General features: G+C 61.2%; 17 protein-coding genes and 1 pseudogene. 7 read left to right on the forward strand and 11 right to left on the reverse strand.

Translation table 11 applies throughout. The annotated features are described in order from the left end of the window. Positions 1-7: 7 nt before the first annotated feature. Genes AB4N92_RS14325 through AB4N92_RS14335 form a run of 3 tightly spaced genes read right to left on the reverse strand, consistent with a single transcriptional unit; the run spans position 8 to position 1,762 of the window. Positions 8-277, reverse strand: coding sequence for a phosphopantetheine-binding protein (locus AB4N92_RS14325; protein ID WP_010213712.1), 270 nt, complete (start codon positions 275-277; stop codon positions 8-10). Further along, positions 255-1,067 (reverse strand): lysophospholipid acyltransferase family protein, encoded by an 813-nt coding sequence (locus AB4N92_RS14330; protein WP_010213711.1) that lies wholly within the window; start codon positions 1,065-1,067, stop codon positions 255-257. The genes AB4N92_RS14325 and AB4N92_RS14330 overlap by 23 nt, the downstream gene beginning before the upstream one ends. Beyond that, positions 1,043-1,762, reverse strand: coding sequence for a beta-ketoacyl synthase chain length factor (locus AB4N92_RS14335; RefSeq protein WP_042571366.1), 720 nt, complete (start codon positions 1,760-1,762; stop codon positions 1,043-1,045). Before AB4N92_RS14335 ends, AB4N92_RS14330 begins: the two co-directional genes overlap by 25 nt. A gap of 304 nt (positions 1,763-2,066) precedes the next feature. Between AB4N92_RS14335 and AB4N92_RS14340 the strand changes: the two genes are divergently transcribed. Together AB4N92_RS14340 and AB4N92_RS14345 are read left to right on the forward strand one after the other, a co-directional pair. Beyond that, entirely contained in the window at positions 2,067-2,837 is a 771-nt protein-coding gene (locus AB4N92_RS14340) for a ParA family protein (protein WP_010213709.1), read from the forward strand. 484 nt (positions 2,838-3,321) lie between these two features. After that, a complete protein-coding gene (locus tag AB4N92_RS14345) occupies positions 3,322-3,540 on the forward strand; it encodes a DUF6124 family protein (RefSeq protein WP_010213708.1) in 219 nt (72 codons plus the stop codon). Positions 3,541-3,639: 99 nt separating this feature from the next. On the opposite strand, the gene trxC is transcribed toward AB4N92_RS14345, so the two are convergent. The 6 genes and pseudogenes from trxC to AB4N92_RS14375 form a co-directional block, all read right to left on the reverse strand. After that, positions 3,640-4,074, reverse strand: coding sequence for a thioredoxin TrxC (gene trxC, locus AB4N92_RS14350; protein WP_010213707.1), 435 nt, complete (start codon positions 4,072-4,074; stop codon positions 3,640-3,642). Positions 4,075-4,185: 111 nt separating this feature from the next. Beyond that, positions 4,186-5,649 (reverse strand): protein adenylyltransferase SelO, encoded by a 1,464-nt coding sequence (gene selO / locus AB4N92_RS14355; RefSeq protein WP_010213706.1) that lies wholly within the window; start codon positions 5,647-5,649, stop codon positions 4,186-4,188. Positions 5,650-5,697: 48 nt separating this feature from the next. Beyond that, a complete protein-coding gene (mscK, locus tag AB4N92_RS14360; RefSeq protein ID WP_010213705.1) occupies positions 5,698-9,036 on the reverse strand; it encodes a mechanosensitive channel MscK in 3,339 nt (1,112 codons plus the stop codon). 50 nt (positions 9,037-9,086) lie between these two features. Further along, complete coding sequence (locus AB4N92_RS14365) at positions 9,087-10,829, reverse strand: potassium/proton antiporter (RefSeq protein ID WP_010213704.1); 1,743 nt, start codon at positions 10,827-10,829, stop codon at positions 9,087-9,089. A gap of 243 nt (positions 10,830-11,072) precedes the next feature. After that, positions 11,073-11,945: a methyl-accepting chemotaxis protein gene (locus AB4N92_RS14370; RefSeq protein ID WP_370694346.1), complete on the reverse strand. Its 873-nt coding sequence runs from the start codon at positions 11,943-11,945 to the stop codon at positions 11,073-11,075. A gap of 30 nt (positions 11,946-11,975) precedes the next feature. Continuing rightward, positions 11,976-12,737, reverse strand: a pseudogene (locus AB4N92_RS14375) (MCP four helix bundle domain-containing protein); the annotation flags it as partial. A 239-nt stretch (positions 12,738-12,976) separates the two neighbouring features. On the opposite strand from AB4N92_RS14375, the gene AB4N92_RS14380 reads away from it, so the two are divergent. Continuing rightward, positions 12,977-13,207, forward strand: coding sequence for a hypothetical protein (locus tag AB4N92_RS14380; protein ID WP_010213700.1), 231 nt, complete (start codon positions 12,977-12,979; stop codon positions 13,205-13,207). Continuing rightward, positions 13,204-13,497, forward strand: a complete 294-nt coding sequence (locus AB4N92_RS14385; RefSeq protein WP_016977202.1) for a cell division protein ZapA — start codon at positions 13,204-13,206, stop codon at positions 13,495-13,497. Before AB4N92_RS14380 ends, AB4N92_RS14385 begins: the two co-directional genes overlap by 4 nt. On the opposite strand, the gene AB4N92_RS14390 is transcribed toward AB4N92_RS14385, so the two are convergent. Both AB4N92_RS14390 and putA read right to left on the reverse strand, forming a co-directional pair. Continuing rightward, positions 13,494-15,296: an acyl-CoA dehydrogenase gene (locus AB4N92_RS14390; RefSeq protein ID WP_236266922.1), complete on the reverse strand. Its 1,803-nt coding sequence runs from the start codon at positions 15,294-15,296 to the stop codon at positions 13,494-13,496. The genes AB4N92_RS14385 and AB4N92_RS14390 overlap by 4 nt on opposite strands. 228 nt (positions 15,297-15,524) lie before the next feature. Further along, on the reverse strand, positions 15,525-19,478 hold the full coding sequence (gene putA / locus AB4N92_RS14395; protein ID WP_047544099.1) for a trifunctional transcriptional regulator/proline dehydrogenase/L-glutamate gamma-semialdehyde dehydrogenase: 3,954 nt from the start codon (positions 19,476-19,478) through the stop codon (positions 15,525-15,527). A 460-nt stretch (positions 19,479-19,938) separates the two neighbouring features. Between putA and putP the strand changes: the two genes are divergently transcribed. From putP to AB4N92_RS14410, 3 genes are all read left to right on the forward strand, one after another. Then, the gene (putP, locus tag AB4N92_RS14400) at positions 19,939-21,423 is read left to right on the forward strand and encodes a sodium/proline symporter PutP (protein ID WP_010213696.1); all 1,485 of its coding nucleotides are present in this window, start codon (positions 19,939-19,941) and stop codon (positions 21,421-21,423) included. A 203-nt stretch (positions 21,424-21,626) separates the two neighbouring features. Beyond that, positions 21,627-23,603 carry a type VI secretion system Vgr family protein gene (locus AB4N92_RS14405; RefSeq protein ID WP_236266921.1) on the forward strand — a complete coding sequence of 659 codons (1,977 nt, stop codon included), beginning with the start codon at positions 21,627-21,629 and terminating at the stop codon, positions 23,601-23,603. Positions 23,604-23,624: 21 nt separating this feature from the next. Then, positions 23,625-24,308 (forward strand): DUF4123 domain-containing protein, encoded by a 684-nt coding sequence (locus AB4N92_RS14410; RefSeq protein ID WP_183702866.1) that lies wholly within the window; start codon positions 23,625-23,627, stop codon positions 24,306-24,308. The last annotated feature ends 7 nt before the right edge of the window (positions 24,309-24,315 follow it).

Raw genomic sequence — 24,315 nt, forward strand, 5'->3', positions numbered from 1 at the left:
TCCGGTCTCAAGCTGCCTGTCTGGCCGTGACGAACGCCGCAAGGCTGGCCACGTTGGTGAAGTGATTGCGGGTGTCCTTGGCGTCGGCGTCGATCTTGATGCCGTACTTTTTCTGGATCGCCAGGCCCAATTCCAGGGCGTCTACCGAATCCAGGCCGAGGCCTTCGCCGAACAGGGTTTGCTCGCTACCGATGTCGTCGACGCTGATGTCTTCCAGGCCCAAGGCCTCGATGATCAGCATCTTTATGTCGTGCTCAAGGCGGTGTTGGTCGCTCATCTTCGGCGAGCTCCTTAATAAAATAGTGATGCAGGTAATCGTTGAGCTTGCGTGAGGCCTGGGGTGGGGGCCCCAGTGTTGCGAACGCCTGTGGTTCTATATCGGCACCCACCCGCAAACTGAAGTGCACGCGGCATTTTGGGATGCGATACCAGGGTTCGGCCTTGGTCAGCGTCGTGGGGCTGACCTTGATCACCACGGGAGTGATGATTGTCGCACCGCGCAGCGCAATGGCGGCGCCGCCGCGATGAAAGGCAGGCGCTGCGCCGGGTGTGGTGCGGGTGCCTTCGGGAAAGATGATCAGGGTTTGGCCGCCACGCAGGGCATCAGCCGCCGCATCGAGCATTTCGGCACTGCCGTCGTTGCTGATATAACCCGCGTCGCGCACCGGCCCACGGGTGAAGGGGTTCTGCCACAGGCTCTGCTTGACCACGCAGTTGGCCTGGCGCACCAGGCCGATCAGGAACACCACGTCGATCAGCGACGGGTGGTTGGCGATGATCATCTGGCCTGGGCGGCCGAGTTTTTCCGTGCCTTCGACGCTGTAGGTGAGCACGCCGGCGCGCTGCATCAGGCGGATAAAGAACCAGAACAGCCAACTGATCGTATGGCGGGCGCGGCTGCGGTGTTTTGCAGCGTCCCCTGGCAGGCAACTGAGCAACGGGAACACCAGCAAACGCAGGCACAGGCCACCGAAGCCGAACAGAGCGAAGCTGGCGGCGGTGGCGAACAGGCGCCAGTAATAGGCATCCCGAGGTTTGTCGTTCAGGGCTTGCGTTGCCAGTTCCATACACGGTTCTTCCAGGCATGTTGGCAGGCGACCTGTTCGGTGAGCAGGGTGCGCAGCAGGTTCAGGGCGTGGGGCCACTGGGTTTGAGTGAGTTGGACACTGGCGCTGCTCAGTTCCAACTGCCACTCGTCGCCCGGCGTCAGCAGCAGACCAAGGGCATAGGGAAACGGCACGTCCACAATCCAGCTGGCGTAGGCTTCGGGCGGCTGTTCTTCGGTGATGACCAGCAAGACCGCGGGTGCGCCTTCGTTGAGCAAGGCCGCCGCTTCGAGCATGCCGTGCTCCAGGCCGTCACCTGCGGCCGCGAGGGCTGTCATTTCGCTGGTTTCATTGCGCAAGATCGACCACAGGCCAATCACCGCGTTGTGCACCGACAGGCTGAACTGGGTCGGCGACAGCGGCTGCTCGTTGGCCAGATCGCTGAGAATATCGAGGGTGCGCGGGGTCTCGCCGTGTCGGGAAATAAACACCAACGGCAGGTCCTGCAGGCCCTCGGCCAGTGGCCAGCCCACGCTGAAGGCCATGCGCGCCAGGCGGCTCAGGCGGCGGCGTTGCATGGCCGGCAAAAATGACACGTCAGGGCAGGCATCGCTGGCAGGGAGTAACACCGGGGCCTGGCACCAGGCGCGCCAGTCGTCCACGCTATCAAGCCCTGGGGCCCAGGCGCGCCATTGGGCGATGTTGAAAGTGATCACTGAGAAGTTATCCCGCCCCTGCGGGCTTCCATGTGCGGCTTTTGGCCCCGAATACCGGGACAGGGAGCAATAGCCGAGTGGTGCGCATTATCCCGGTGCCGTGGGGTTCTAGCAAATATTGGTAAAAAATTGTTCACGGCTGATTACAATTTGGTTGGGATTATTTACGGATTGTCCTTTACCCCTCGCCGATTTGGATTGTCAGACCCTTCCTGTTCGTTTGTCGGGGATGGATGAACGAGGTAGCGAACATTCGCTTAAGCCCTCTACACTCGAGCATTCATTGATACACGGAGGTTTTTCCATGCGGCGCGTGGTGTTCAATCAAAAAGGCGGCGTTGGCAAGTCCAGCATTGCCTGCAACCTGGCGGCAGTCAGCGCCAGCGAAGGCTATCGAACCCTGTTGGTGGACCTCGATGCACAAGCCAACTCAACCCAGTACCTCACTGGGCTGACCGGCGACGATATACCGATGGGCATTGCCGAATTTTTCAAGCAGACCCTGTCTTCCGGGCCTTTTTCGAAGAAAAACCGAGTAGATATCTACGAGACGCCCTTCGACAACCTGCATGTGATCACCGCCACCGCCGAACTGGCGGACCTGCAGCCCAAGCTCGAGGCCAAGCACAAGATCAACAAGCTGCGAAAGCTGTTGGATGAGCTGAGCGAAGATTACGACCGGATTTACCTGGACACCCCGCCAGCATTGAATTTTTATGCAGTTTCGGCGCTGATTGCCGCTGATCGTGTACTGATCCCCTTCGATTGCGACAGCTTCTCGCGCCAAGCCCTTTATGGCCTGCTGGCTGAGATTGAAGAACTGAAGGAAGACCACAACGAAGGCCTAGAAGTGGAAGGCATCGTGGTCAACCAGTTCCAGGCGCGGGCGAGTCTGCCACAGCAGATGCTGGAGGAGTTGATTGCCGAGGGCCTGCCGGTGTTACCGGTGTACCTGGCCAGCTCGGTGCGCATGCGCGAGTCGCACCAGGAGAACAAGCCCCTGATCCACCTGGACCCGCGGCATAAGCTGACGCAGCAGTTTGTCGAGCTGCATAACCTGCTGGAAAACGCGTGATCTGAACGACAACACAAAACCCTTGTGGGAGAGGGCTTGCTCGCGAATGCGGTGTGTCAGTTTCAGATGTACAGACTGAAACACCGCATTCGCGAGCAAGCCCGCTCCCACATGTGTATCGCATTCCTGCAGCTGGAGTTGGATGTGCCCCACGGGGGCTGTAGGACGGGTCTGGCAATAGGGGTTGTGCCTTGTAACGTTGCCTACAGGTAAGCCAGAATCGCCCGGCTTGTGCGTCTGGGTGGGCGTCTCTAAGGTTCCCGGGTCGCTGAATGTTCAGTGATCGGGTTTAGTAGCCCAACCGACCAAAGCAGTTACACCGCTCCCAAAGCATGGCGGCATATCGCCTATATGATGGTGGCTGTGCGCAGGGCACTTTCGGGTGCGCCGGTCTTTGCTTTGTTCCCCGGTCTACTAACCTGCGTACAGCTACCGCCCTTCGTTTAGTAGCGAAAAGGTGGTGGCCGTATCAGGGAACAAATGCATGTCTATTCGTCTTTTCAATGTGGCGCCCAACCTCCCCACCGAAACCCTCGTCCTCAACAGCTACGAAACCTTCTCCTCCGTCCGCACCTTGTTGCTCAACCTGTCCAACGACCTCAGCGGCGAACACCGCGACGTGGCCTTGGCCATTCACCAATTAAGCGAACTCGGCGTAATGCTGGTCGGCCAGATGATGGACCGCGAAGCCCCACTAACCTGAGGCTGAAACACGGTCCATGTGGGAGCTGGCTTGCCTGCGATAGCTGTAGTGAATTCAACACTGCCATCGCAGGCAAGCCCGCTCCCACATTTGACCGCGTTACACGCCCTGGCTACGCAACCAGTTCATCAACTGCGGCAACGGAAACGCCCCGCTCTGACGCGCCACTTCGCGGCCGTTTTTGAACAGAATCAAACTGGGAATCGAGCGAATCCCCAACTGCGCCGACAGCTGCTGATTGGCCTCGCTGTCGAGCTTGGCCAATCGGCACTTGCCCTGCAACTGTCCGGCCGCCTGCTCAAACACCGGCGCGAACGACTTGCACGGCCCGCACCAGTCGGCCCACACATCCACCAGCAACGGCAGGTCGCCCTTGATCTGGCTGGCGTAGTCGCCCTGTTTCAGTTCGAAAGGCTTGCTCAACAACACCGGCTGCTTGCAGCGCCCGCATTTGGGCGCGTCACTCAGGCGTTCGCCGGGGATGCGGTTAAGGCCGTTGCAATGGGGGCAGGGGATTACAAGCGGTTCGGACATCGGGAGGGCTCCTAGGGTATGGCCAATAAGTCCAATTTGGAGCCGACGCTGACATTTATCAAGGTAAATGCAGCCCTGAACCGCGCAAGACAAGCCCGCCCACTACAGCGCCTATGAGGAACAGCTGATTTCCAGGTGTTTGCCCCAATCCGGCGGCCGCTGTGCGTATTGCTCCATCCCCGCTTGCTCCTCAAACGGCTTGGACAGCACCTCGTGCAGCCGCCGGACTTCGCTGTAATCCCCTGACTCGGCTGCAGTGATGGCGTTCTGCGCGAGGTAGTTGCGCAGGATGTACAGCGGGTTCACTGCGTGCATCCGCTCACGGCGTTGCTCTTGGCTATATTCCCCATCCCGCACAACACGGGCCTTGTACTGCTCAGCCCAGGCATCAAACCCGGCCAGGTCGACAAAGTCATCGCGCAGTCGCGTCACCGCCAGCGCCGCCGATTCATCCCCCAGGCGGCGGAAGAACAGGGTGTAATCCACGCCGCTGTTCTGCATCAGTTGCAACAAGCGCTCCACCAGCTTCTGGTCATCGTCTTCGGCGGTGGTCAGCCCCAAGCGGCGGCGCATCAAATCCAGGTAATTGGCCTGATACAGCGGCAGGTACAAGCCCAGCGCTTCTTTCAAAGCATCGACGCTGATAAACGGCGTCAACGCCTGTGCCAATGCACTGAGGTTCCACTGCCCAATCGGCACTTGGTTGCTGAAGGAGTAACGCCCTTCATGGTCGGAGTGGTTGCAGATGAAATGCGCGTCAAAGTCATCCAGGAACGCAAACGGCCCGAAGTCGAACGTGATGCCCAGGATCGACATGTTGTCGGTGTTCATCACGCCATGGCAGAAGCCATAAGCCTGCCATTTTGCGATCAGTTCGGCGTTGCGCTCGACGATTTCACGGAACATCGCCAGGTACGGCTCAGGTTGTTCACGGCACTCGGGGTAGTGCAGGTTCAGTACATGCTCGGCCAAGAGTGCCTGCTGCTCGGGCTTTTTGGTGTAGTAGAAGTATTCGAAATGGCCGAAGCGGATATGACTGTGCGCCATGCGCAACACCATCGCGCCGCGCTCCTGCTTCTCGCGCCACACGGGGGTGTCGGAGCCGATCACGCACAGCGCACGGCTGCTGGGGATGCCCAGCGCGTGCAGTGCTTCGGAGGCCAGGAACTCGCGGATGGACGAGCGCAATACCGCGCGCCCATCGCCCATCCGTGAGTAAGGCGTCATCCCGGCGCCCTTCAGATGTAGGTCCCAGTGCTCGCCGGCCTCGTTGTACGCCTCGCCCAGCAACAACCCGCGGCCATCGCCCAGTTGCGGGGTGTAGCCACCGAACTGATGCCCGGAATAGACCATCGCCCGCGGTTCGGCCTCGGCCCACAGCGTGTGGCCGCCGAACAGCTCGGCGAACACCGGTGTTTCGGCAACGGCGGGATCAAGATCGAGCAGGGCCATGGCGGCCGTGCTCGCCACGACCAGGCGCGGTGCGTCGAGGGGCTCAGGCAATACGTGGGTCGAGAACGCGTCGCCCAGGCGTGCGAAGCGGTTGTCGAAGGTCAGTTCGTCGAGGGCTTTCACCGGCCATCTCCAGCAGAATGTCCGAGCATTCTGCTGGGGATAACGGCGTTAGTCGAGTTTGCTCGGCGGCGGTTCCTGCACACCGCCGTCGTTGGCGGGCTTGGCCGGGGTGTCGACCTCCACCAATTTGTATTCCTGGCCGTGGAGGTTCTTGAGGTAGACCTCCATCTGGCGGAACGAGATGTTGATGTGCTCTTTCTTGAACTCGCGATTGATAAAGCGGTTCACTTCGTCGATCACCGGGTTACGGTCGCCGAGGTCGCGCACGTGCATGCGCAGTTCGTGGTCGAGGGTGCTTTCGCCGAAGTTGAGGAAGTACACATGGGGCTCCGGCTCCTTGAGTACCCGTGGGTTGTCGCGGGCGGCCTTGAGCAGCAGTTCCTTCACGCGGTCCAGGTCGGAGCCGTAGTCCACACCCAGCTTCAACGTGACGCGGGTGATGGTGTCGGTCAGCGACCAGTTGATCAGTTGCCCGGTAATGAAGGTCTTGTTCGGGACAATGATGTCCTTGCGATCAAAGTCAGTGATCGTAGTGGCGCGGATGCGGATCTTGCTCACCGTGCCCGACAGGTTGCCGATGGTGATGGTGTCGCCGATCCGCACCGGGCGCTCGAACAGGATCATGATGCCGGAAATGAAGTTGGCGAAAATCTCCTGCATGCCGAAGCCCAACCCCACCGACAGCGCCGCCACCAACCATTGCAACTTGTCCCAGCTCACACCGAGGGTGGACAGGGTGGAGACGAAACCGACGCCGGCAATCACATACGACAGCAACGTAGTCGTCGCATAGGCGCTGCCCTGGGCCAGGTCCAGCTTGGACAGCACCAGGACTTCGAGCAGGCCGGGCAGGTTGCGCGCCAGCGCGAAGGTGATGCCGATAATGATCAAGGCGCCGAGCAAGTCGCCGATGCTGATGGGGACCATGCTGATATTGGCGCCGGTACCGCTGGTGTATTCGTACAGCGTGACGTTATCCAGATACGAAAATACCGAGATCAGGTCCGACCACACCCAGTACAACGCCGCGATAAAGCCGCCGAGCAAGGCCAGGCGGATCAGGCGCATGGACTGTTCGTTGACCTGTTCGATGTCCAGGGTCGGTTCTTCGATCACCGCTTCGCCGTCGCCGGCTTCCTTGGCGGCTTGGCGTTTGGCCAGGGCGCGCGCGTAGGCCAGGCGCCGGGCGGCAACGCCCAGGCCGCGAACGAAGGTGGCTTCGATCACCAGCCAGAACATCAGCAGGTACAGGGTGTTGATCAGGCGATCGCTGAGCTTGAGCGCGGTGTAGTAGTAGCCAAAGCACACGGCGATAAACAGCGCGACCGGCAGCGCGGTAAACAAAAGGCCCACGGCTTTGCGAAACAGCGAAGCCTTTTCATGAGTGGGGCTGTTGAGCAACAGGCGGCCGAGCAGCCAGGCCATCAGCGCGTAGCAGGTCAGTACCACGCCGATACCCAGCACGTCGTCGGCGAGCGCCGCCGGTTGGTGTTCAGCGATGGCCACCACGGCCACCAGCGCCAGCACCACTAACCCGAGCTTGCGTACCCAACCTTGCAGGAATTCGACCTGGGGCTTTTCCCAGCGGAAGTGCAGTTCGGCCACGCCGCCCGGCGCCAGGATGCGATAAGCGGTATAGAACACCAGCCAGGCCTGGGCGATCTGCAGCAGGGCCGAGCCGAGGTTGGCGTTTTGCCCACGAGCGTCGATCTGCAACGCGTAGCCGCACAGCGCCAAACCCAGGGACACCGGCATCGCCAGCAGGATATTGATCAGGATGGCCTGTGGCGTGTGCCACTGGCTGTCACGTTTGAAGTGGCCGATGTCCAGGTGCACCTTGTTCAGGCGCTGATACAGGTTTTTACGGCGCCACAGCAGGGCACCAATCAACAGCAGCAGGGGCAGGAACAGCAGCGGGCGCTGGGTCAGGCCGTCATACAGTTCGCTGACGCTGGAAGCCCAGGGCAAGGTGGCGACTTGCTTGCTCAGGTGCGCCGGGACCGTTTCCAGCCATTCGGTGTCCAGCGGCTTGTTGCTGGGGATCCAGAACATCTGCTCATCCAGCGTCGCCCGCAGGGTAGTGGCGGTGCTGAGCAGTTGTTTCTGGTTCAGTTGCAGCGTTATGGATTCGTTGAGCAGCGCGCTCAGCTCGCGGCTCAGGCGCTCCAGCAGGTCGCTGCGGGTGATCGCCAGTTCCAGCAAGGTGCGGCGCAACTGCGGGGTGACGTCTTCCGGCGACTGGTTGGCCAGCAAGTTATCCACATAGGCGCTGGGAGAGCTGATCAGTTCACGTTGCTGGTTGACCTCGAACTGGTACAGGCGAATGTTGGCAATGTCGTCCGCCAGGTCGCGGTCTACCGTCAGGCGCGGCAAGGCCTGTTTCTGTTTATAGAGGATCTTGGACAGCAGCAGGCTGCCCTTGAGCACGTTGATCTGCTCGTCCAGGGCCGAGTCGCTCTGGGTCACGGTGTCGAGTTGCTGCTTGGTTTTCAGGTTCTTCTGGGTCAGGTCGTTGAGGCGGTCAGTACTTTTGAGCAGGTAATCGGACAGCTTCAGGTTGGCTGCGCTCTCGGTGGCCAGCAGACTGCTGCCGCCGGCCTTTTGCGCTTCGATGGACTGTTGGGTCACCGTTTGTTGGGACTGGGCCAGGCGCTTCTGGTTGATCAGGGTCTGCAGGTCCTGGATCTCTTGTTCCAGGCGCGCGGTTTTCTCCATCACTAGGTCGTGCTGGCTGTTGCCCAGGTCTTGCAGTTGGCTGTTGCCGGCCAGTTCCTGGCGGCGCAGGGGGATCAGCGCGCTAAGGGCCGCGAGTTCGGCGTTGAGCTGGTTGCGCTGGTCGCCGCTGAGGGTTTTGCCGTTGTCTTTGCCGGCCTTGAGGATCGAATTGATCTGCAGGATGCGCGTCTGGCTGCTGCTGATCTCGGTCTGGGCGCGCTCGGGGCGGGTCTGGGCGGCAATGGACAGGCTGTTGGCGTCGGCCAGTTCTTTTTGCAGGTCGCCTTGCTGGGTGGTGCGCTGCACCAGCAACTGCTCAAGCTGCGGCACCGGCAAAGTGGCGTAGCGCTGGGCGACCGGGACGATTTTGGTGGCCTTGAGCCGGGTCAGTTCGCGCTGGTTATCAGCGGTCTGGCGCGGCGCGTCTTCCAGCTGGCGTTTGAGGTCGACCAGGCGCTGCTCGTAATCCTGCTTGTTGCCCAGGTACGTCAGGGTCTGCTGCAGGATGGTCTGAAGGGCCTTCATGTCGGCGTCGGGCAGCTTGCGGTCGGGCAACTTGTCCAGGGTTTGCTGGATGGCGTCGGCGCTGGGCGGGTCGGCCGCGTGAACGGTGCCGACACAAAGTGTCAGGCCCAGCAGGGCAGTGGCGAGGAACGTGCGCAGGGTAGGCATAGAGACCGGTCTTGCAAGGTGAAGAATCGGGGGCGTCGTCGCCCCGCAGTTTAGAGGAAGAGACCGGGGCCCGGGCGACTTCCTTCGGGGAATCTGACGCCCACTTTGCCGATCTTGTTCCCATCCATGACCGCGACGGTCCAGATGGTGTTATTCCACTCCACCTGGTCGCCGACGATGGGGGCGCCGCCGACTTTTTGGGTGATGAAGCTGCTCAGCGGCATATCGGGGTCGATGCCCTCCAGTTTCAGGCCGTACAGCGCCGAAACCGCGCCCAGCTGGGCGTCGCCTTCCAGCACGAAGTCGCCGAAGAAACGCAGGTCGAGACCGCGTTGCGGGGCCTGGCTGAACAGTTTGCCCAGTGCCGGCAGGTTGTGTTCGTGGCCGATCACGCAGAGCAAATCGCCGACTTCCAGCACGGTACTACCCGACGGATGGAGCAGTTGCTGGCCACGGAACAGCGCGGCGATCCGCGTACCTTCGGGCATTTTCAGCTCGCGCAGGGCAGCGCCGATGCACCATTTCTCCGCGCCCAGGCGGTAGACGAACAGCTCCCACTCGCTGGTGACGTGCACTTCCAGCGCTGCACGGGAGATCGGTGCCGGGTCCGGCGGTACGGTGACTTTGAGCAGCTTGGCCACCCACGGCAGGCTCGTGCCCTGCACCAGCAGCGACACCAGTACGATAAAGAACGCGAGGTTGAAGTACAGCTGCGCATGGGGCAGGCCGGCCATCAGCGGGAACACCGCCAGAATGATCGGGACCGCGCCGCGCAGGCCAACCCAGGCGATAAAGGCTTTTTCGCGCCCATGGAAGGCCTTGAAGGGCAGCAGGCCGACCATCACCGACAACGGCCGCGCAAACAGGATCATCCACAGCGCCAGGCCCAGGGCCGGCAGTGCGATGGGCAGTAAGTCATGGGGGGTGACCAACAGGCCCAGCACCAGAAACATACCGATCTGCGCCAGCCAGGCCATGCCGTCGAGCATATGCAGAATGCCATGACGGCTGCGCACCGGGCGGTTACCGATCACCAGGCCGCACAGGTACACGGCGAGGAAGCCGCTGCCGTGCAGGGCGTTGGTCACGGCGAACACGAACAGGCCACCGGCGATCACTAGGATCGGGTACAAGCCGGTGGCCAGGTTGATGCGGTTGACCATCTGCAGCATCAACCAGCCGCCGCCCAGGCCGACCACGCCGCCGATGCCGAACTCGCGCACCAGGTGCGTCAGCAGGCTCCAGTGCAGGCCGGTCTGGCCGCTGGCGAGCATGTCGATCAAGGTGACGGTGAGGAATACCGCCATCGGGTCGTTGCTGCCGGATTCGATTTCCAGGCTGGCAGTAACCCGCTCGTTGAGGCCCTTGCCGCCGAGCAGCGAGAACACCGCCGCGGCGTCCGTGGAGCCGACAATCGCGCCGATCAGCAGGCCCTGGATGAGATTGAGGTCAAACAGCCAGGCCGCGGCCATGCCCGTGAGGCCGGTGGTAATCAACACCCCCACCGTGGCCAGCGACAACGCCGGCCAGAGTGCCACGCGGAAACTCGCCACCCGTGTGCGCAAACCGCCGTCGAGCAGGATCACGGCCAGGGCGAGGTTGCCCACCAGGTAGGCGGTCGGGTAGTTATCGAAGATGATGCCGCCGCCATCGACGCCGGCGACCATGCCCACGGCCAGGATGATCACCAATATCGGGATACCCAGGCGGGACGAGAGAGAACTCACCAGAATGCTCGCACTCACCAGCAACGCGCCGATCAAGAACAGGCTGTTGATGGTCGTCGCATTCAAAGGCAGTACTCCATAAGCAAACAGGACGGGGCGCAAACTGACCATGCAGTCTGCGTGCCAGCGATTCTAACCTGTTGAATTGCTGCGCTGTCAAAAAGCTTTTTCTGATTTGCGCAAAGCCAAATGTGGGAGCTGGCTTGCCTGCGATGGCGGCGTGTCAGGCGCTAGAGGCGCTGGCTGACACATTGCTATCGCAGGCAAGCCAGCTCCCATAGGGATAGGCGTCGTCAGGCGAATCCGATTTTAGAGACGGAACCGGCCGACCATCCCATTCAGATCCACTGCCAGGCGCGACAGCTCACTGCTCGCCGCACTGGTCTGGCTGGCGCCGGTCGCCGACTGCACTGACAGGTCACGGATGTTCACCAGGTTGCGGTCCACTTCCCGTGCCACCTGGGCCTGTTCTTCCGCTGCGCTGGCGATCACCAGGTTGCGTTCATTGATCTCGACAATTGCCGTATTGATGGTATCCAGCGACATGCCGGCACCTTTGGCGATGTTCAACGTCGATTCGGCGCGTTCCGTGCTGTTGCGCATCGAGTCCACCGCATGCTCGGTGCCGGCCTGGATGCTGCCGATCATCCGCTCGATTTCGCTGGTCGATTGCTGGGTGCGATGGGCCAGGGCGCGCACTTCATCGGCCACCACCGCAAAACCGCGACCGGCTTCACCGGCACGCGCCGCTTCAATCGCTGCGTTCAGGGCCAACAGGTTGGTCTGGTCGGCCAGGCCGCGAATCACGTCCAGCACCTTGCCGATGTCGCGCGACTCATTGGCCAGGTCGCCAATCAGGGTGGCCGTGGCTTGCACGTCGCCGCTCATGCGTTCGATGGCGCTGACCGTTTCCTGCACCAGGTCACGGCCATCACCGGCGGAGGTGGTGGCGTTGCGCGAAGCTTCGGACGTGCTCACCGCATTGCGGGCGACTTCTTCGACGGCACTGGTCATCTCATTCACCGCGGTGGCGGCTTGTTCGATTTCGTTGTTCTGTTGGGTCAGGCCACGGGCGCTTTCATCGGTGACGGCGTTCAGCTCTTCCGCAGCAGACGCCAGCTGGGTCGCGGACCCGGCAATGCGTTGCAGGGTGTCGCGCAGCTTGTCCTGCATCTTGGCCATGGCGGCCAGCAGGCGCCCGGCTTCGTCGCTGCCGTCGACCTTGATCGGCCGCGTCAGGTTGCCTTCGGCCACTTCTTCGGCCGCTTCCAATGCCTGGGCAATCGGCAGGGTGATACTGCGGGTCAGCAGCCAGGCGAACAGCAGCGTCAGCAGGGTGGCGATCACCAGAAGGCTCACCACCATGTTGAAGGCCATGTTGTACTGGTCTTCGGCGTCCTTATTGGTGGCCAGGGCCATCTTGTTATTGATGTCCAGCAGACGGGTAAGCACGGCGTTGACCTGCTCGGAGTTACTCAGCAATTCGTTATTGAGCAGGCTGCGCAGCTCTTCCACCTGATTGGCCCGCGACAGGCTCTTCATGCGTTCTTCAATCTGATGGTACTGGCCAAGCAGACGCACGTAGTCGTCGTAGGCCGCACGCTCTTCGCTGCTCTCGATGAGTTTTTCGTAGATGCCCTGGGCCGTGCGAATCTGCTGATTACGCACTTCAAAGGCTTCCAGGGTTTTTTGCTGAACCTCCGGCTCACGGTTGGTCAGCAGGCGGTACGACAACACACGCAGGCGCAGGGTCAGTTGGGTGAATTCGTCGAGGGCGCGAATGCTCGGCACGCTGGACATTGTGATGTCTTCGGTGGCGCCACGGATCTTGCTCATCTGGTTCAGGGCAAACACGCCGAGAAACAACATCAGCGCACCAATAAACGCGAAGCCGAGGAAGGCCCTCGGAGCGATATTCATATTACGAAGCGACATGCGGGAATCCTGGGGGAGAAGCGCGATCCGTGCGGCCATCAGACGGGGTGTCCCTCTCTATCGGTCGTACGACTAAAGTCTAAAGGGGCGTGTGCGCTTTTGTCGCATCTGACGAGGGGTTTGGCCGATTCAGGAACCAGATCCGGTAAATGCAGTCACTAAGGCTCGAAAGTGCGGCCCGGCCCTTAAAAATCGGGCTGCGCGCCGGGGATAACCCTGGCATCCGAGGTGAATTTTCTTTATCGTCACCGCCCTTTGAAAAAGCCCGAGAAATCAAAATGTTAGAAGCATCCCTCAGCCAATTGGAACAACTGGTCAGCGACCTGGTACAGCAGAATCAGGATCTGCTGAGCACCAACGAATCCCTCAAGGCGGAACTGGCCCGCGCCAAGGATGAGAACGACAGCCTGCAACTGAACCTGATGGAGCAGGAAGAAAAGCACGGCGCCACTGCCGCACGTATCCAGGCGCTGGTTGAGCGTGTGAGCGCAGGGCCTGTCGGCGCATGAGTGAAGGGATAAAGGTCGTTTCGATTCTCGGAGAGGATTACTCGATCAAGGCTCCGGCCGGGGAAGAGAAAACCCTGATGCACGCCGTGACCCTGCTCAAGGCGTCCCTGGCCACCACCAAGAAGAAGTACCCGACCCTGATCGGTGACAAGCTACTGGTGCTGGCGGCGCTGAACCTGTGCGCCGAGCAGATCGAAATGCAGCAGGCGCACCAGCAGGAACTCGACCGTTACCAAGAGCAAGTCAGCGCCACGGTCGATGTGATTTCCAAGGCGATCGGAACGCCTTAGAACCACTCATCTTGCATGCCGAGGCACGTGTCATCGCGGGCCTCCAAGAGTGCCAGTTCATGATGGCAGCTCGGTACTTCCCAGGTCAGGAAGTACCGGGCTGCCTGGAGCTTGCCTTTATAGAAGGCCACATCCGCCGCACTGCCCTTGGCCAAGCCTTCTTCGGCGCGAATCGCCTGTTCCAGCCAGCGCCAGCCAATCACCGTATGCCCGAACACCTTCAGGTACAGCGCCGAGTTCGCCAGGCTGCTGTTGACCTTGCCGTGGGCGAGATCCGTCAGCAGGCCGATGGTGACGCTTTGCAGGCGGTTGACCAATTGTTCCAGCGGTTCCCTTAGTGCGGTCAGGCTTGGGTATTCCTGCGCCCGTGCGCCGGTTTCAGCAATCAGTCGTATGAGTTGCTTCAACCCCGCGCCGCCGTTCTGCGCCAGCTTGCGCCCCAGCAAATCCAGGGACTGGATGCCGTGGGTGCCTTCATGGATCGGGTTCAGGCGGTTGTCACGGTAGTACTGCTCCACCGGGTATTCGCGGGTGTAGCCATGGCCGCCGAGAATCTGGATCGCCAGTTCGTTGGCCTTGAGGCAGAACTCCGAGGGCCAGGATTTGACGATGGGCGTGAGCAGGTCCAGCAGTTCGTGGGCGTGCTTGCGCTCGGCTTCGGTTTCCAGGGTGGTGGTGTCGTCGAACAGCCGTGCGGCGTAGAGGCCAAGGTCGAAGGCGCCTTCCACGTAGGATTTTTGGGTCAGCAGCATGCGCTTGATGTCCGCGTGCTGAATGATCGAGACAGGTGCCGTTCCAGGGTCTTTGCTGTCGGGCAGACGACCTTGCGGGCGTTCGCGGGCGTACTCCAGGGAGTAAAGATAACCCGCGTAACCGAGCATGACCGCGCCCATGCCGACGCCAATACGCGCCTCGTTCATCATCTGGAACATGCAGCTCAGCCCCTGGTGCGGCTGGCCCACCAGATAGCCGACGCAATGCCCGTTGTCGCCGAAGTTCAGCGCGGTGGACGTGGTGCCACGCCAGCCCATCTTATGGAACAGCCCTGCCAGCAGCACGTCGTTGCGCTCGCCCAGGCTGCCGTCGTCGTTGACCAGGAATTTGGGCACGATAAACAGCGAAATACCCTTCACCCCGGCTGGCGCGTCCGGCAGCTTGGCCAGCACCATGTGCACGATGTTTTCCGACAACGGGTGGTCGCCGCCGGAGATGAAGATCTTGTTGCCCTTGAGTCGATAGGTGCCGTCAGCAGCAGGCTCTGCGCGTGTGCGAATATCAGCCAGCGACGAGCCCGCGTGGGGTTCGGTGAGGGCCATGGTGCCGAAGAAGCGGCCGTCGATCATCGGTTGCAGGAAGCGTCGTTTCTGATCGTCGGTGCCGAAGCTTTCGATCAGGTTGGCGGCGCCCATGGTCAGGAACGGATAGGAGGTGGACGCCGCGTTGGCCGACTGGAAGTGCGCGAAACAGGCTTGGGACAGTAGGGTGGGCAGTTGCATGCCGCCCGCTTCGAAACTGCGCGCTGCGTTGAGGAAGCCGGCTTCCAGGAAGGCGTCCACGGCGGGTTTCACTTCTGGAATCAGGATGGCCTTGCCGTCTTCGTAGCGCGGTTCGTTTTCGTCGTTCTTGCGGTTGTGAGGGGCGAAGTACTTTTCCGCGATGTTGCGGGCGGTGCTGATGGCCGCATCGAAGGTTTCACGGTTGTGTTCGGCAAACCGCTCGCGCTGGGTCAGGCCCTCGGCATCGAGGACTTCATACAGCTCGAAAGCCAGATTACGGGAACTGAGCAGCGTCTCGGACATGGCGGCTTACCTTTGGAGGAATTGGCCTGAGTCTAAGTGCGCGAATGGTGGGTGGATAGCAAGATTGATCTGGGTGATGGAGGAACAAAACGTGGATGGAAGGCAAAGCGCGGTCAATGGGGGGGCGGGCTTACTCGCGAATGCGCGATGTCAGTCAACATCTTCATCGACTGACACACTGCTTTCGCGAGCAAGCCCGCTCCCACATTTCTGACCGTGTTGGGTCAGTTAACCGATGGTCATCAGGCTGGCATTGCCACCTGCCGCCGCGGTGTTAACACTCAACGCCCGCTCGATCACCAAGCGCTCCAGCGCAATCGCTGTCTCGCCTTGCGACAAACCTTGCACCCCGACAATCGCACCGCCACGCTGGGCCACTTGCTGGCACACCGCACGCAACTGGTCGGAATCACCGTGGTGCAGGACCGCATCGAACACAACCTCGTCCTTGGTCCAGTCAGCCACGCGCTTGATCTTCGCCTGAATCTCCTTCGGCAGGCGTGGGAACAAGGCCTTGGTCAGGTCAGTTTCCGGCCATACCGCCGAACCGCCGACGGCCAGTACCGCCGTCAGTTGCGTCAGCAGATCGCCTTCCACGTCCGCCAGGCACAGTACATGCTCGCGAGGCAGGATGGCGTAGCTGTTGCGCTCACCGGTCGGGCCGGCCAACTGGCGGGTGATACCGCTTTGCGACTGCGCGGCGAACTGGCTGCACAGGGCGCTCAAGTCGCTGAACTTGTTACTGTCGGCCCAGGTTTTCAGGGCGGTCAGCGGCTGGCTCATGGCGTCGCGCAGGCGCACGTCCGGCGCGGCCAATGCGTCGCCGCGGACGAAGGATTGCTCGATGGCATCCGTAGGGCGCGTCGACAGCAAGCGGTACAGGTACAGCGGGCCACCGGCTTTCGGGCCAGTGCCCGACAGGCCTTCGCCGCCGAACGGTTGCACGCCGACCACAGCGCCCACGATGTTGCGGTTCACATAGACGTTGCCGGCATTGACGTTGTCGATCACCTTGGCGATGGTCTCGTCGATACGCGTGTGCACGCCCAGGGTCAGGCCGTAGCCGGAGGCGTTGATCTGACCGATGAGTTGGTCGATCTCTTTACGCTTGTAGCGCACCACGTGCAGTACCGGGCCGAAGATCTCGCGTTGCAGTTCGTCGAAGCTGTCCAGCTCGATCAGGGTAGGCATCACGAAGGTGCCGCGCTTGATCTCTTCGCCATCGGCGATAGCCACCTGATACACATTGCGGCCTTTGTCGCGCATGGCCTGGATGTGTTTCTCGATGCCGGCCTTGGCTTCGGCGTCGATCACCGGGCCGATGTCGACGGACAGGCGCTCAGGGTTACCCAGGCGGCATTCCGCCATGGCGCCCTTGAGCATTTCGATGACGCGGTCTGCCGAATCTTCCTGCAGGCACAGTACACGCAGGGCCGAGCAGCGTTGACCGGCACTGTCGAAGGCCGAGGACACCACGTCGATGACCACTTGTTCGGTCAGCGCCGAAGAGTCGACGATCATCGCGTTCTGGCCACCGGTTTCGGCGATCAGCGGGATCGGACGGCCCTGGGCATCCAGGCGACCGGCGACGTTGCGTTGCAGCAGGCGAGCTACTTCGGTAGAACCGGTGAACATCACGCCTTTGACGCGATCATCACCCACCAGGCGGGCACCCACGGTTTCGCCCTGACCCGGCAGCAATTGCAGGACGCCTTCCGGAATACCGGCTTCCAACAGGATGCGCACGGCTTGCGCGGCAACCAACGGGGTTTGCTCAGCAGGCTTGGCCAGTACCGGGTTGCCGGCGGCCAACGCAGCCGCAACCTGGCCGCTGAAGATCGCCAGTGGGAAGTTCCACGGGCTGATGCAGACCACCGGGCCCAGCGGGCGGTGGGCGTCATTGGTGAAATCGTTACGCGCCTGCACCGCGTAGTAGCGCAGGAAGTCCACCGCTTCACGCACTTCGGCGATGGCGTTGGCGAAGGTCTTGCCGGCTTCGCGGGCCAGCAGGCCCATCAGCGGCTGGATCTCGCCTTCCATCAGGTCGGCGGCACGCTCCAGGATTGCAGCGCGCTCGGCGGGCGGGGTGGCCTGCCAGATCGGTCCGGCGCTGATAGCGCACTGGATCGCGTTGTCGACGTCTTCGACGGTTGCTTCTTGTACATGACCGACTACATCACGCAGGTCGGACGGGTTCAGCACCGGTGCCGCCGCTTGCTCGCTGGAGGCGCAACCGAGCATCGGCGCGGCTTTCCAGTTGTTGTGGGCGGTGGCCAGCAAGGCGCAGGACAGCGACGCCAAGCGGTGTTCATTAGCCAGGTCGATACCGGCCGAGTTGGCGCGGTCGCTGCCGTACAGGTCACGCGGCAATGGAATACGCGGGTGCGGCAGGCCGAAGCCGCCTTCCAGCGTGGCCATCTGTTCGATGCTGGCCACTGGATCGGCCACCAGCTCCTGGATCGAGATGGATTGGTCGGCGATGCGGTTGACGAACGAGGTGTTCGCGCCGTTTTCCAACAGGCGACGTACCAGGTAAGCCAGCAGCGTTTCGTGGGTGCCGACCGGTGCGTACACGCGGCACGGACGGTTCAGCTTGCCGTCGGAAACCTTGCCTACAACCTGCTCGTACAGCGGTTCGCCCATGCCATGCAGGCATTGGAATTCGTACTGGCCGGGGTAATAGTTCTGACCGGCGATATGGTAGATGGCCGACAGCGTGTGCGCATTGTGCGTGGCGAACTGCGGGTAGATGACTTCCGGCACCGACAGCAGTTTGCGTGCGCAGGCAATGTAGGAAACGTCGGTGTACACCTTGCGGGTGTAGACCGGGTAGCCTTCCAGGCCTTCGACCTGGGCGCGCTTGATTTCGCTGTCCCAGTACGCGCCTTTTACCAGGCGGATCATCAGGCGATGGCGGCTGCGGCGTGCCAGGTCGATGACATAGTCGATCACATACGGGCAACGCTTCTGGTAGGCCTGGATCACGAAACCGATGCCGTTCCAGCCGGTCAGTTGCGGCTCGAAGCACAGGCGTTCCAGCAGGTCCAGGGACAGCTCCAGGCGGTCGGCTTCTTCGGCATCGATGTTCAGGCCGATGTCGTATTGCTTGGCCAGCAAGGTCAGGGACAGCAGGCGCGGGTACAACTCGTCCATCACGCGCTCGTATTGCGCACGGCTGTAACGCGGGTGCAATGCCGAGAGCTTGATGGAAATGCCCGGGCCTTCATAAATCCCACGGCCGTGGGACGCTTTGCCGATCGAATGGATGGCTTGTTCGTACGAGGCCAGGTACTTCTGCGCGTCGTGCTCAGTCAGCGCGGCTTCACCCAGCATGTCGTAGGAGTAACGGAAGCCCTTGGCTTCGAACTTGCTCGCGTTGGCCAAGGCCTCGGCAATGGTTTCGCCGGTGACGAACTGCTCGCCCATCAGGCGCATGGCCATGTCGACGCCCTTGCGGATCATCGGCTCGCCGCTTTTGCCGATGATGCGGCTCAGGGAGGAGGTCAGGCCCGCTTCGTTGTGGGTGGCGACCAGTTTGCCGGTCAGCAACAGGCCCCAGGTGGCGGCGTTAACGAACAGCGACGGGCTGTTGCCCAGGTGCGGCTGCCAGTTGCCGGTGCTGATCTTGTCGCGGATCAGCGCGTCACGGGTGCCTTTGTCCGGGATGCGCAGCAGCGCTTCGGCCAGGCACATCAGCGCCACGCCTTCCTGGGACGACAGGGAGAATTCTTGCAGCAGGCCCTGGACGATACCGGCACGGCCGCCGGCGCTCTTCTGGTTGCGCAGTTTTTCAGCGATCGAGGCCGCCAGCTTGTTGGTGGCTTCGGCCATCGGGGCCGGCAGGCGAGCCTGTTCGATTAACATCGGCACCACTTCCGGCTCAGGGCGGCGGTAAGCGGCGGTGATCGAGGCGCGCAATACGGACTGTGGCAGGATGCTTTCGGCGAACTCAAGGAAGCACTGGTGGGCGTGGTCGGTCTGGACCTCGCCTGCATCGTCGGCGTCCTTGCTGCTCAAACCATTGAGTTCGGTCAGGGTTGCACCACCCTCCAGTTTCTCCAGGTAATTGAAAATCGCCTGCTTGATCAGCCAGTGCGGCGTGCGATCAATGGAGGTCGCGGCAGCCTTCAGGCGCTCGCGGGTCGGGTCGTCGAGTTTGACCCCAAGGGTGGTCGTAGCCATTTTCTTATCCTCATGGGTGCCACTACCGAGTGGCATTAGCTGGCGGCAAGATTAGCTTTGCGCATGCAGAGGTGCAACCGGGTGCAACCCTTTTTATTCAGGAAATTTTCGATCGTGATCGGGAAAAAAACACACCGTCAACGGATTCCGCTCCGCCTTGGTGCGTTTGCTTCTGAGATCGGCTGTTCTTGCTCCGAAAAGGAGCAAAAACAAGGTGTTTTTTACAAAACACGTCAAGGTGCAACTTATTCTCGCGAAACTGGTTGCACCTTATTTGCTTTGTTGAATAGCATTCGCGGCCAAGGTGCAACCACCTCGACGGGTCGGTTCATCGGCTGACGGCTTTCCTGGGGAAACGTCAGTCATAAATGCGCGGCACGCAGTTACGTCTACCCACTACCAGTGGGTGGCCGTCTGACAGACCGCTGCTACATAAAAACAAAGCCAGGGCGTCACTCTTATGAGCGTTAGTAATCCAACCCTGATCACGTTCGTGATCTACATCGCAGCAATGGTGCTGATCGGCTTCATGGCCTATCGCTCCACCAACAACCTTTCCGATTACATCCTGGGCGGTCGCAGCCTCGGTAGCGTGGTGACTGCCTTGTCGGCCGGCGCTTCCGATATGAGTGGCTGGTTGTTGATGGGCCTGCCGGGCGCGATCTACATGTCTGGCCTGTCGGAAAGCTGGATCGCCATCGGCCTGATCGTCGGTGCTTACCTCAACTGGCTGTTCGTCGCCGGTCGCCTGCGGGTCCAGACCGAGCACAACGGTGACGCCCTGACCCTGCCGGATTACTTCTCCAGCCGTTTCGAAGATAAAAGCGGCCTGCTGCGGATCATCTCTGCCGTGGTGATCCTGGTGTTCTTCACCATTTACTGCGCTTCCGGCATCGTCGCCGGTGCCCGCCTGTTTGAAAGCACCTTCGGCATGTCCTACGAGACTGCGCTGTGGGCCGGTGCTGCAGCGACCATTGCCTACACCTTCGTCGGTGGTTTCCTGGCAGTGAGCTGGACTGATACCGTACAAGCCACGCTGATGATCTTCGCGCTGATCCTGACGCCAATCATCGTGCTGCTGGCCACCGGTGGTGTTGATACCACTTTCCTGGCCATTGAAGCCAAGGACCCGACTAACTTCGACATGCTGAAAAACACCACCTTCATCGGCATCATTTCGCTGATGGGCTGGGGCCTGGGTTACTTCGGCCAGCCGCATATCCTCGCGCGTTTCATGGCGGCGGACTCGGTGAAGTCGATCGCTAAGGCACGCCGCATCTCCATGACCTGGATGATCCTGTGCCTGGGCGGCACCGTGGCCGTGGGTTTCTTCGGTATTGCTTACTTCTCGGCGCACCCGGAAGTCGCAGGTCCGGTCAACGAAAACCACGAGCGTGTGTTTATTGAGCTGGCCAAGCTGCTGTTCAACCCATGGATCGCCGGCGTGCTGCTGTCGGCCATCCTGGCGGCCGTGATGAGCACCTTGAGCTGCCAATTGCTGGTGTGCTCCAGCGCCTTGACCGAAGACTTCTACAAGACCTTCCTGCGCAAAAACGCCTCCCAGGTTGAGCTGGTATGGGTCGGTCGCCTGATGGTGCTGCTGGTTGCGCTGATCGCTATCGCCATGGCCGCCAACCCGGAAAACCGCGTTCTGGGCCTGGTGAGCTACGCCTGGGCCGGCTTCGGCGCCGCGTTCGGTCCTGTGGTGCTGATCTCGGTGATCTGGAAAGGCATGACCCGCAACGGCGCACTGGCCGGTATCCTGGTCGGCGCGATCACCGTGATCGTGTGGAAACACTTTGAACTGCTGGGTCTGTACGAAATCATCCCGGGCTTCATCTTTGCCAGCCTGGCGATCTACTTCGTGAGCAAGCTGGGCGCTCCGACTGCGGGTATGGTCGAGCGTTTTGATGCTGCGGAAAAAGACTACAACCTCAATAAGTAATTCGCTGGGCGTTAAACGCCAGGTGAGTTGAAAAAAGGCCCGCGTCCTACGGATTGCGGGCCTTTTTTTACGTGGGGTTTACGTCGGTCCGAAGAAGATTCAGACGTGTGAACGTAGGGTTTTACTGATTTGCTTGGCGTGTGCTCAGCGGGGCGCAAGGGTGATGCAAAATCGGCAGCCCACCCCTCGCAGAGAAACACCGGATGTTCGCTCCTGCCAATCAAAGCGCCTTTACCCTGACCCTCGATGGGGAGCCCAGTGAATTCAAGGTATTCGAGTTCAGTGGTATCGAATCCATCAGCCAGCCTTACCGTTTTGATATCGAACTGGTCAGCGAGCAGCCCGACCTGGACCTGGAGAGCCTGCTGCACCGGCAGGTGTACCTCGGTTTCGATGATCGGGGCCGGGGTGTCCACGGTCTGGTTTACCGAATGGCGCAAGGCGACTCCGGCCGACGCCTGACGCGGTATCAGATGACGCTTGTGCCGCAGCTTGCCTATCTGGGCCACAGTAGCCACCAGCGTATTTTCCAGCACAAGACGGTGCCGCAGATTGTTGCGCAAGTACTCGAGGGGCAGGGGATCCAGCGCGACCGTTTCGAGTTCCGGCTCAGTGGCACCTACCCGGAGCGTGAATACTGCGTGCAGTTTGGCGAGACGGACCTGGCGTTCATCCAGCGGCTTTGCGCGGAGTTGGGCATTCACTATCACTTTCAGCATTCGTCGGCCGGTCATTTGCTGGTATTTGGCGATGACCAGACCGTTTTCGTCCAAGCAGACCCGCCCACGCCCTATACCCCCGGTTCCGGGATGGTGGCGGACACCCCGGTGATCAAGCGGTTTGCAGTGCAGGTACAAGCCCGTACCACGGGGGTGAACCTGCGCGACTACGACTTTCGCAAGCCAAGCCTGGCGCTGGAAAGCGAGGTGACAGGCGAGCAGCTTCCACCGCTTGAAGCTCAGGTTTATCCCGGCCACTTCAACGACCGTGCCCATGGCAAATACCTCGCGCAGCGTGGTCTGGAGCGGCACCGCAGTGACTATCGCGTCGCCCGTGGCAGCGGTGATGAGCCTGCCTTGGGCAGCGGTCGGTTTCTCAAGTTGGCCGGTCACCCGCGGGAAGACTGGAACGACCTGTGGCTGGTGACGCACGTGACCCATGAGGGGTTGCAGCCCCAAGTGCTGGAAGAGTCCGTCACCGAGGTGGCAGGCGGGGATTTCCGCCAGGGTTATCGCAACGAATTTTCCGCTACGCCTTGGGACGCGATCTTCCGCCCGCCCATGCCTGAGCAGCCGCGTCCGACCATTGCCGGCTATCAGAACGCCGTGGTGACCGGCCCCGCCGACAGCGAAATCCATTGCGATGAATACGGCCGGGTCAAGGTGCAGTTGGTGTGGGATCGCGACGGGGAACATAACGACCATTCCAGTTGCTGGCTGCGGGTTGCCAGCGGCTGGGCCCATGATCGTTATGGCTCGGTGTTGATCCCCCGGGTCGGTATGGAAGTGCTGGTGGGTTTCGTCAATGGCGACATGGATATGCCGCTGGTCATGGGTTGCCTGCCCAACGCGGCCACCCAGGTGCCCCTCGACCTGCCGGCGGACAAGACTCGCAGCGTCTTCCGCAGCCAGAGCAGCCCCGGTGGTGGAGGCTACAACGAGCTGCGCATCGAGGACCGAAAGGGCGCCGAGGAAATCTACCTGCGCGCCCAGCGGGACTGGACGCAGCACGTGCTGCATGACCTTCGGGTAAACGTGGATGGCGAGTCGCATCACGAATTGCAAGGCGAGGAGCTGCGCATCACCCACGGCAACCGTCTGACCGACCTAAAGCAAGACGACCACTTGATGGTTGGCGGCTCGCGGCAGGTAAGGGCAGGACAGACCATCCAGATAGGCGCGGGGCAAAGCGTGGTGATCGAGGGTGGCGCAACCGTGACGATTCAGGCGGGCGGACAATCGATCACCCTTTGCGCGGGCGGGATTTTCAGCAGCGTTCCGATCCAGCTTGGCAGTGCGCCCGCTGCGACTGCGGCGCCATTGACGCCTGGCCTGAAGGAAACACTGCTGGCGGTGATTCCCGCTCCACTGAGCCGGGTGCAAGTGGCCAGCCTGAAGCGCAGTGCGCCGTTTTGCGAAGAGTGCGAGCGTTGCAAGAACGGCCAATGTGGCCTCATCTGACTTTTAAACGGATTTACGAAGATGCATCAACCTTTGCTTCCGGGTGAACAGATGTTTGCAGTGCTGGGCGCTGGCAGCGACGCCAAGCCCCTTGACGCTTGGCGGGCGCTCGCCGCCGGGCCAGCGCCGCAGCCCGTTTGGGCCGGCACGGCCTATGCGACATGGGATGAGGTGATGCCCTATGTGGGAATCGTCGAACCGGATAGCCCGTTCCTCGATTGGGCTGCTTCCACGGCCTTCACGGATTGGGGCTGGTTGGCCCTATCGTCGCACCCGCTGGAAACCGTGATTGCACACCTGCAAGGCCTGACCAAGGTCTACCTGCCCGACGGCGAGGAAGTGTTCTTGCGGTTCTGGGATGGTGCTCAGTTCCTGCCGATCCTTCAGCAGACGGGCGGTGAACTATTGCCGGTGTTCCAGCGCTACTTGATCAATGGCCAGTCGCTGACCGTCGCCACTGGCCCGGTCACTGCCGCCAGAGCGAGCCCGTGGTGGCGAGTACCTGCGCCGTTACTTCAAGATTTGGCCGAGCAATCGCCGCACACCCTGATCGATAACCTCCTGCAAGGGCTCGAAGAGCAACGCCCTGACCTCTACACTGCGTTCATGCCGACGACCTTGCGGGACAAGGTCGCCTACTTCACGCGCCGCCGCGAGGTCAGCCATCAGGGTTTGGCGGACTTTCTGGCTTCAGAGTCGAGTTGAAACCAGC

Source organism: Pseudomonas sp. S3_A09 (assembly GCF_054668065.1).

Bases quoted from the DNA above. Each gene is read 5' to 3' on its own strand.
- AB4N92_RS14325 (WP_010213712.1), bottom strand. From the start codon at position 277: ATGAGCGACCAACACCGCCTTGAGCACGACATAAAGATGCTGATCATC.
- AB4N92_RS14330 (WP_010213711.1), bottom strand. From the start codon at position 1,067: ATGGAACTGGCAACGCAAGCCCTGAACGACAAACCTCGGGATGCCTAT.
- AB4N92_RS14340 (WP_010213709.1), top strand. From the start codon at position 2,067: ATGCGGCGCGTGGTGTTCAATCAAAAAGGCGGCGTTGGCAAGTCCAGC.
- AB4N92_RS14345 (WP_010213708.1), top strand. From the start codon at position 3,322: ATGTCTATTCGTCTTTTCAATGTGGCGCCCAACCTCCCCACCGAAACC.
- trxC (WP_010213707.1), bottom strand. From the start codon at position 4,074: ATGTCCGAACCGCTTGTAATCCCCTGCCCCCATTGCAACGGCCTTAAC.
- mscK (WP_010213705.1), bottom strand. From the start codon at position 9,036: ATGCCTACCCTGCGCACGTTCCTCGCCACTGCCCTGCTGGGCCTGACA.
- AB4N92_RS14370 (WP_370694346.1), bottom strand. From the start codon at position 11,945: ATGGCCAAGATGCAGGACAAGCTGCGCGACACCCTGCAACGCATTGCC.
- AB4N92_RS14380 (WP_010213700.1), top strand. From the start codon at position 12,977: ATGTTAGAAGCATCCCTCAGCCAATTGGAACAACTGGTCAGCGACCTG.
- AB4N92_RS14385 (WP_016977202.1), top strand. From the start codon at position 13,204: ATGAGTGAAGGGATAAAGGTCGTTTCGATTCTCGGAGAGGATTACTCG.
- AB4N92_RS14390 (WP_236266922.1), bottom strand. From the start codon at position 15,296: ATGTCCGAGACGCTGCTCAGTTCCCGTAATCTGGCTTTCGAGCTGTAT.
- putA (WP_047544099.1), bottom strand. From the start codon at position 19,478: ATGGCTACGACCACCCTTGGGGTCAAACTCGACGACCCGACCCGCGAG.
- putP (WP_010213696.1), top strand. From the start codon at position 19,939: ATGAGCGTTAGTAATCCAACCCTGATCACGTTCGTGATCTACATCGCA.
- AB4N92_RS14405 (WP_236266921.1), top strand. From the start codon at position 21,627: ATGTTCGCTCCTGCCAATCAAAGCGCCTTTACCCTGACCCTCGATGGG.
- AB4N92_RS14410 (WP_183702866.1), top strand. From the start codon at position 23,625: ATGCATCAACCTTTGCTTCCGGGTGAACAGATGTTTGCAGTGCTGGGC.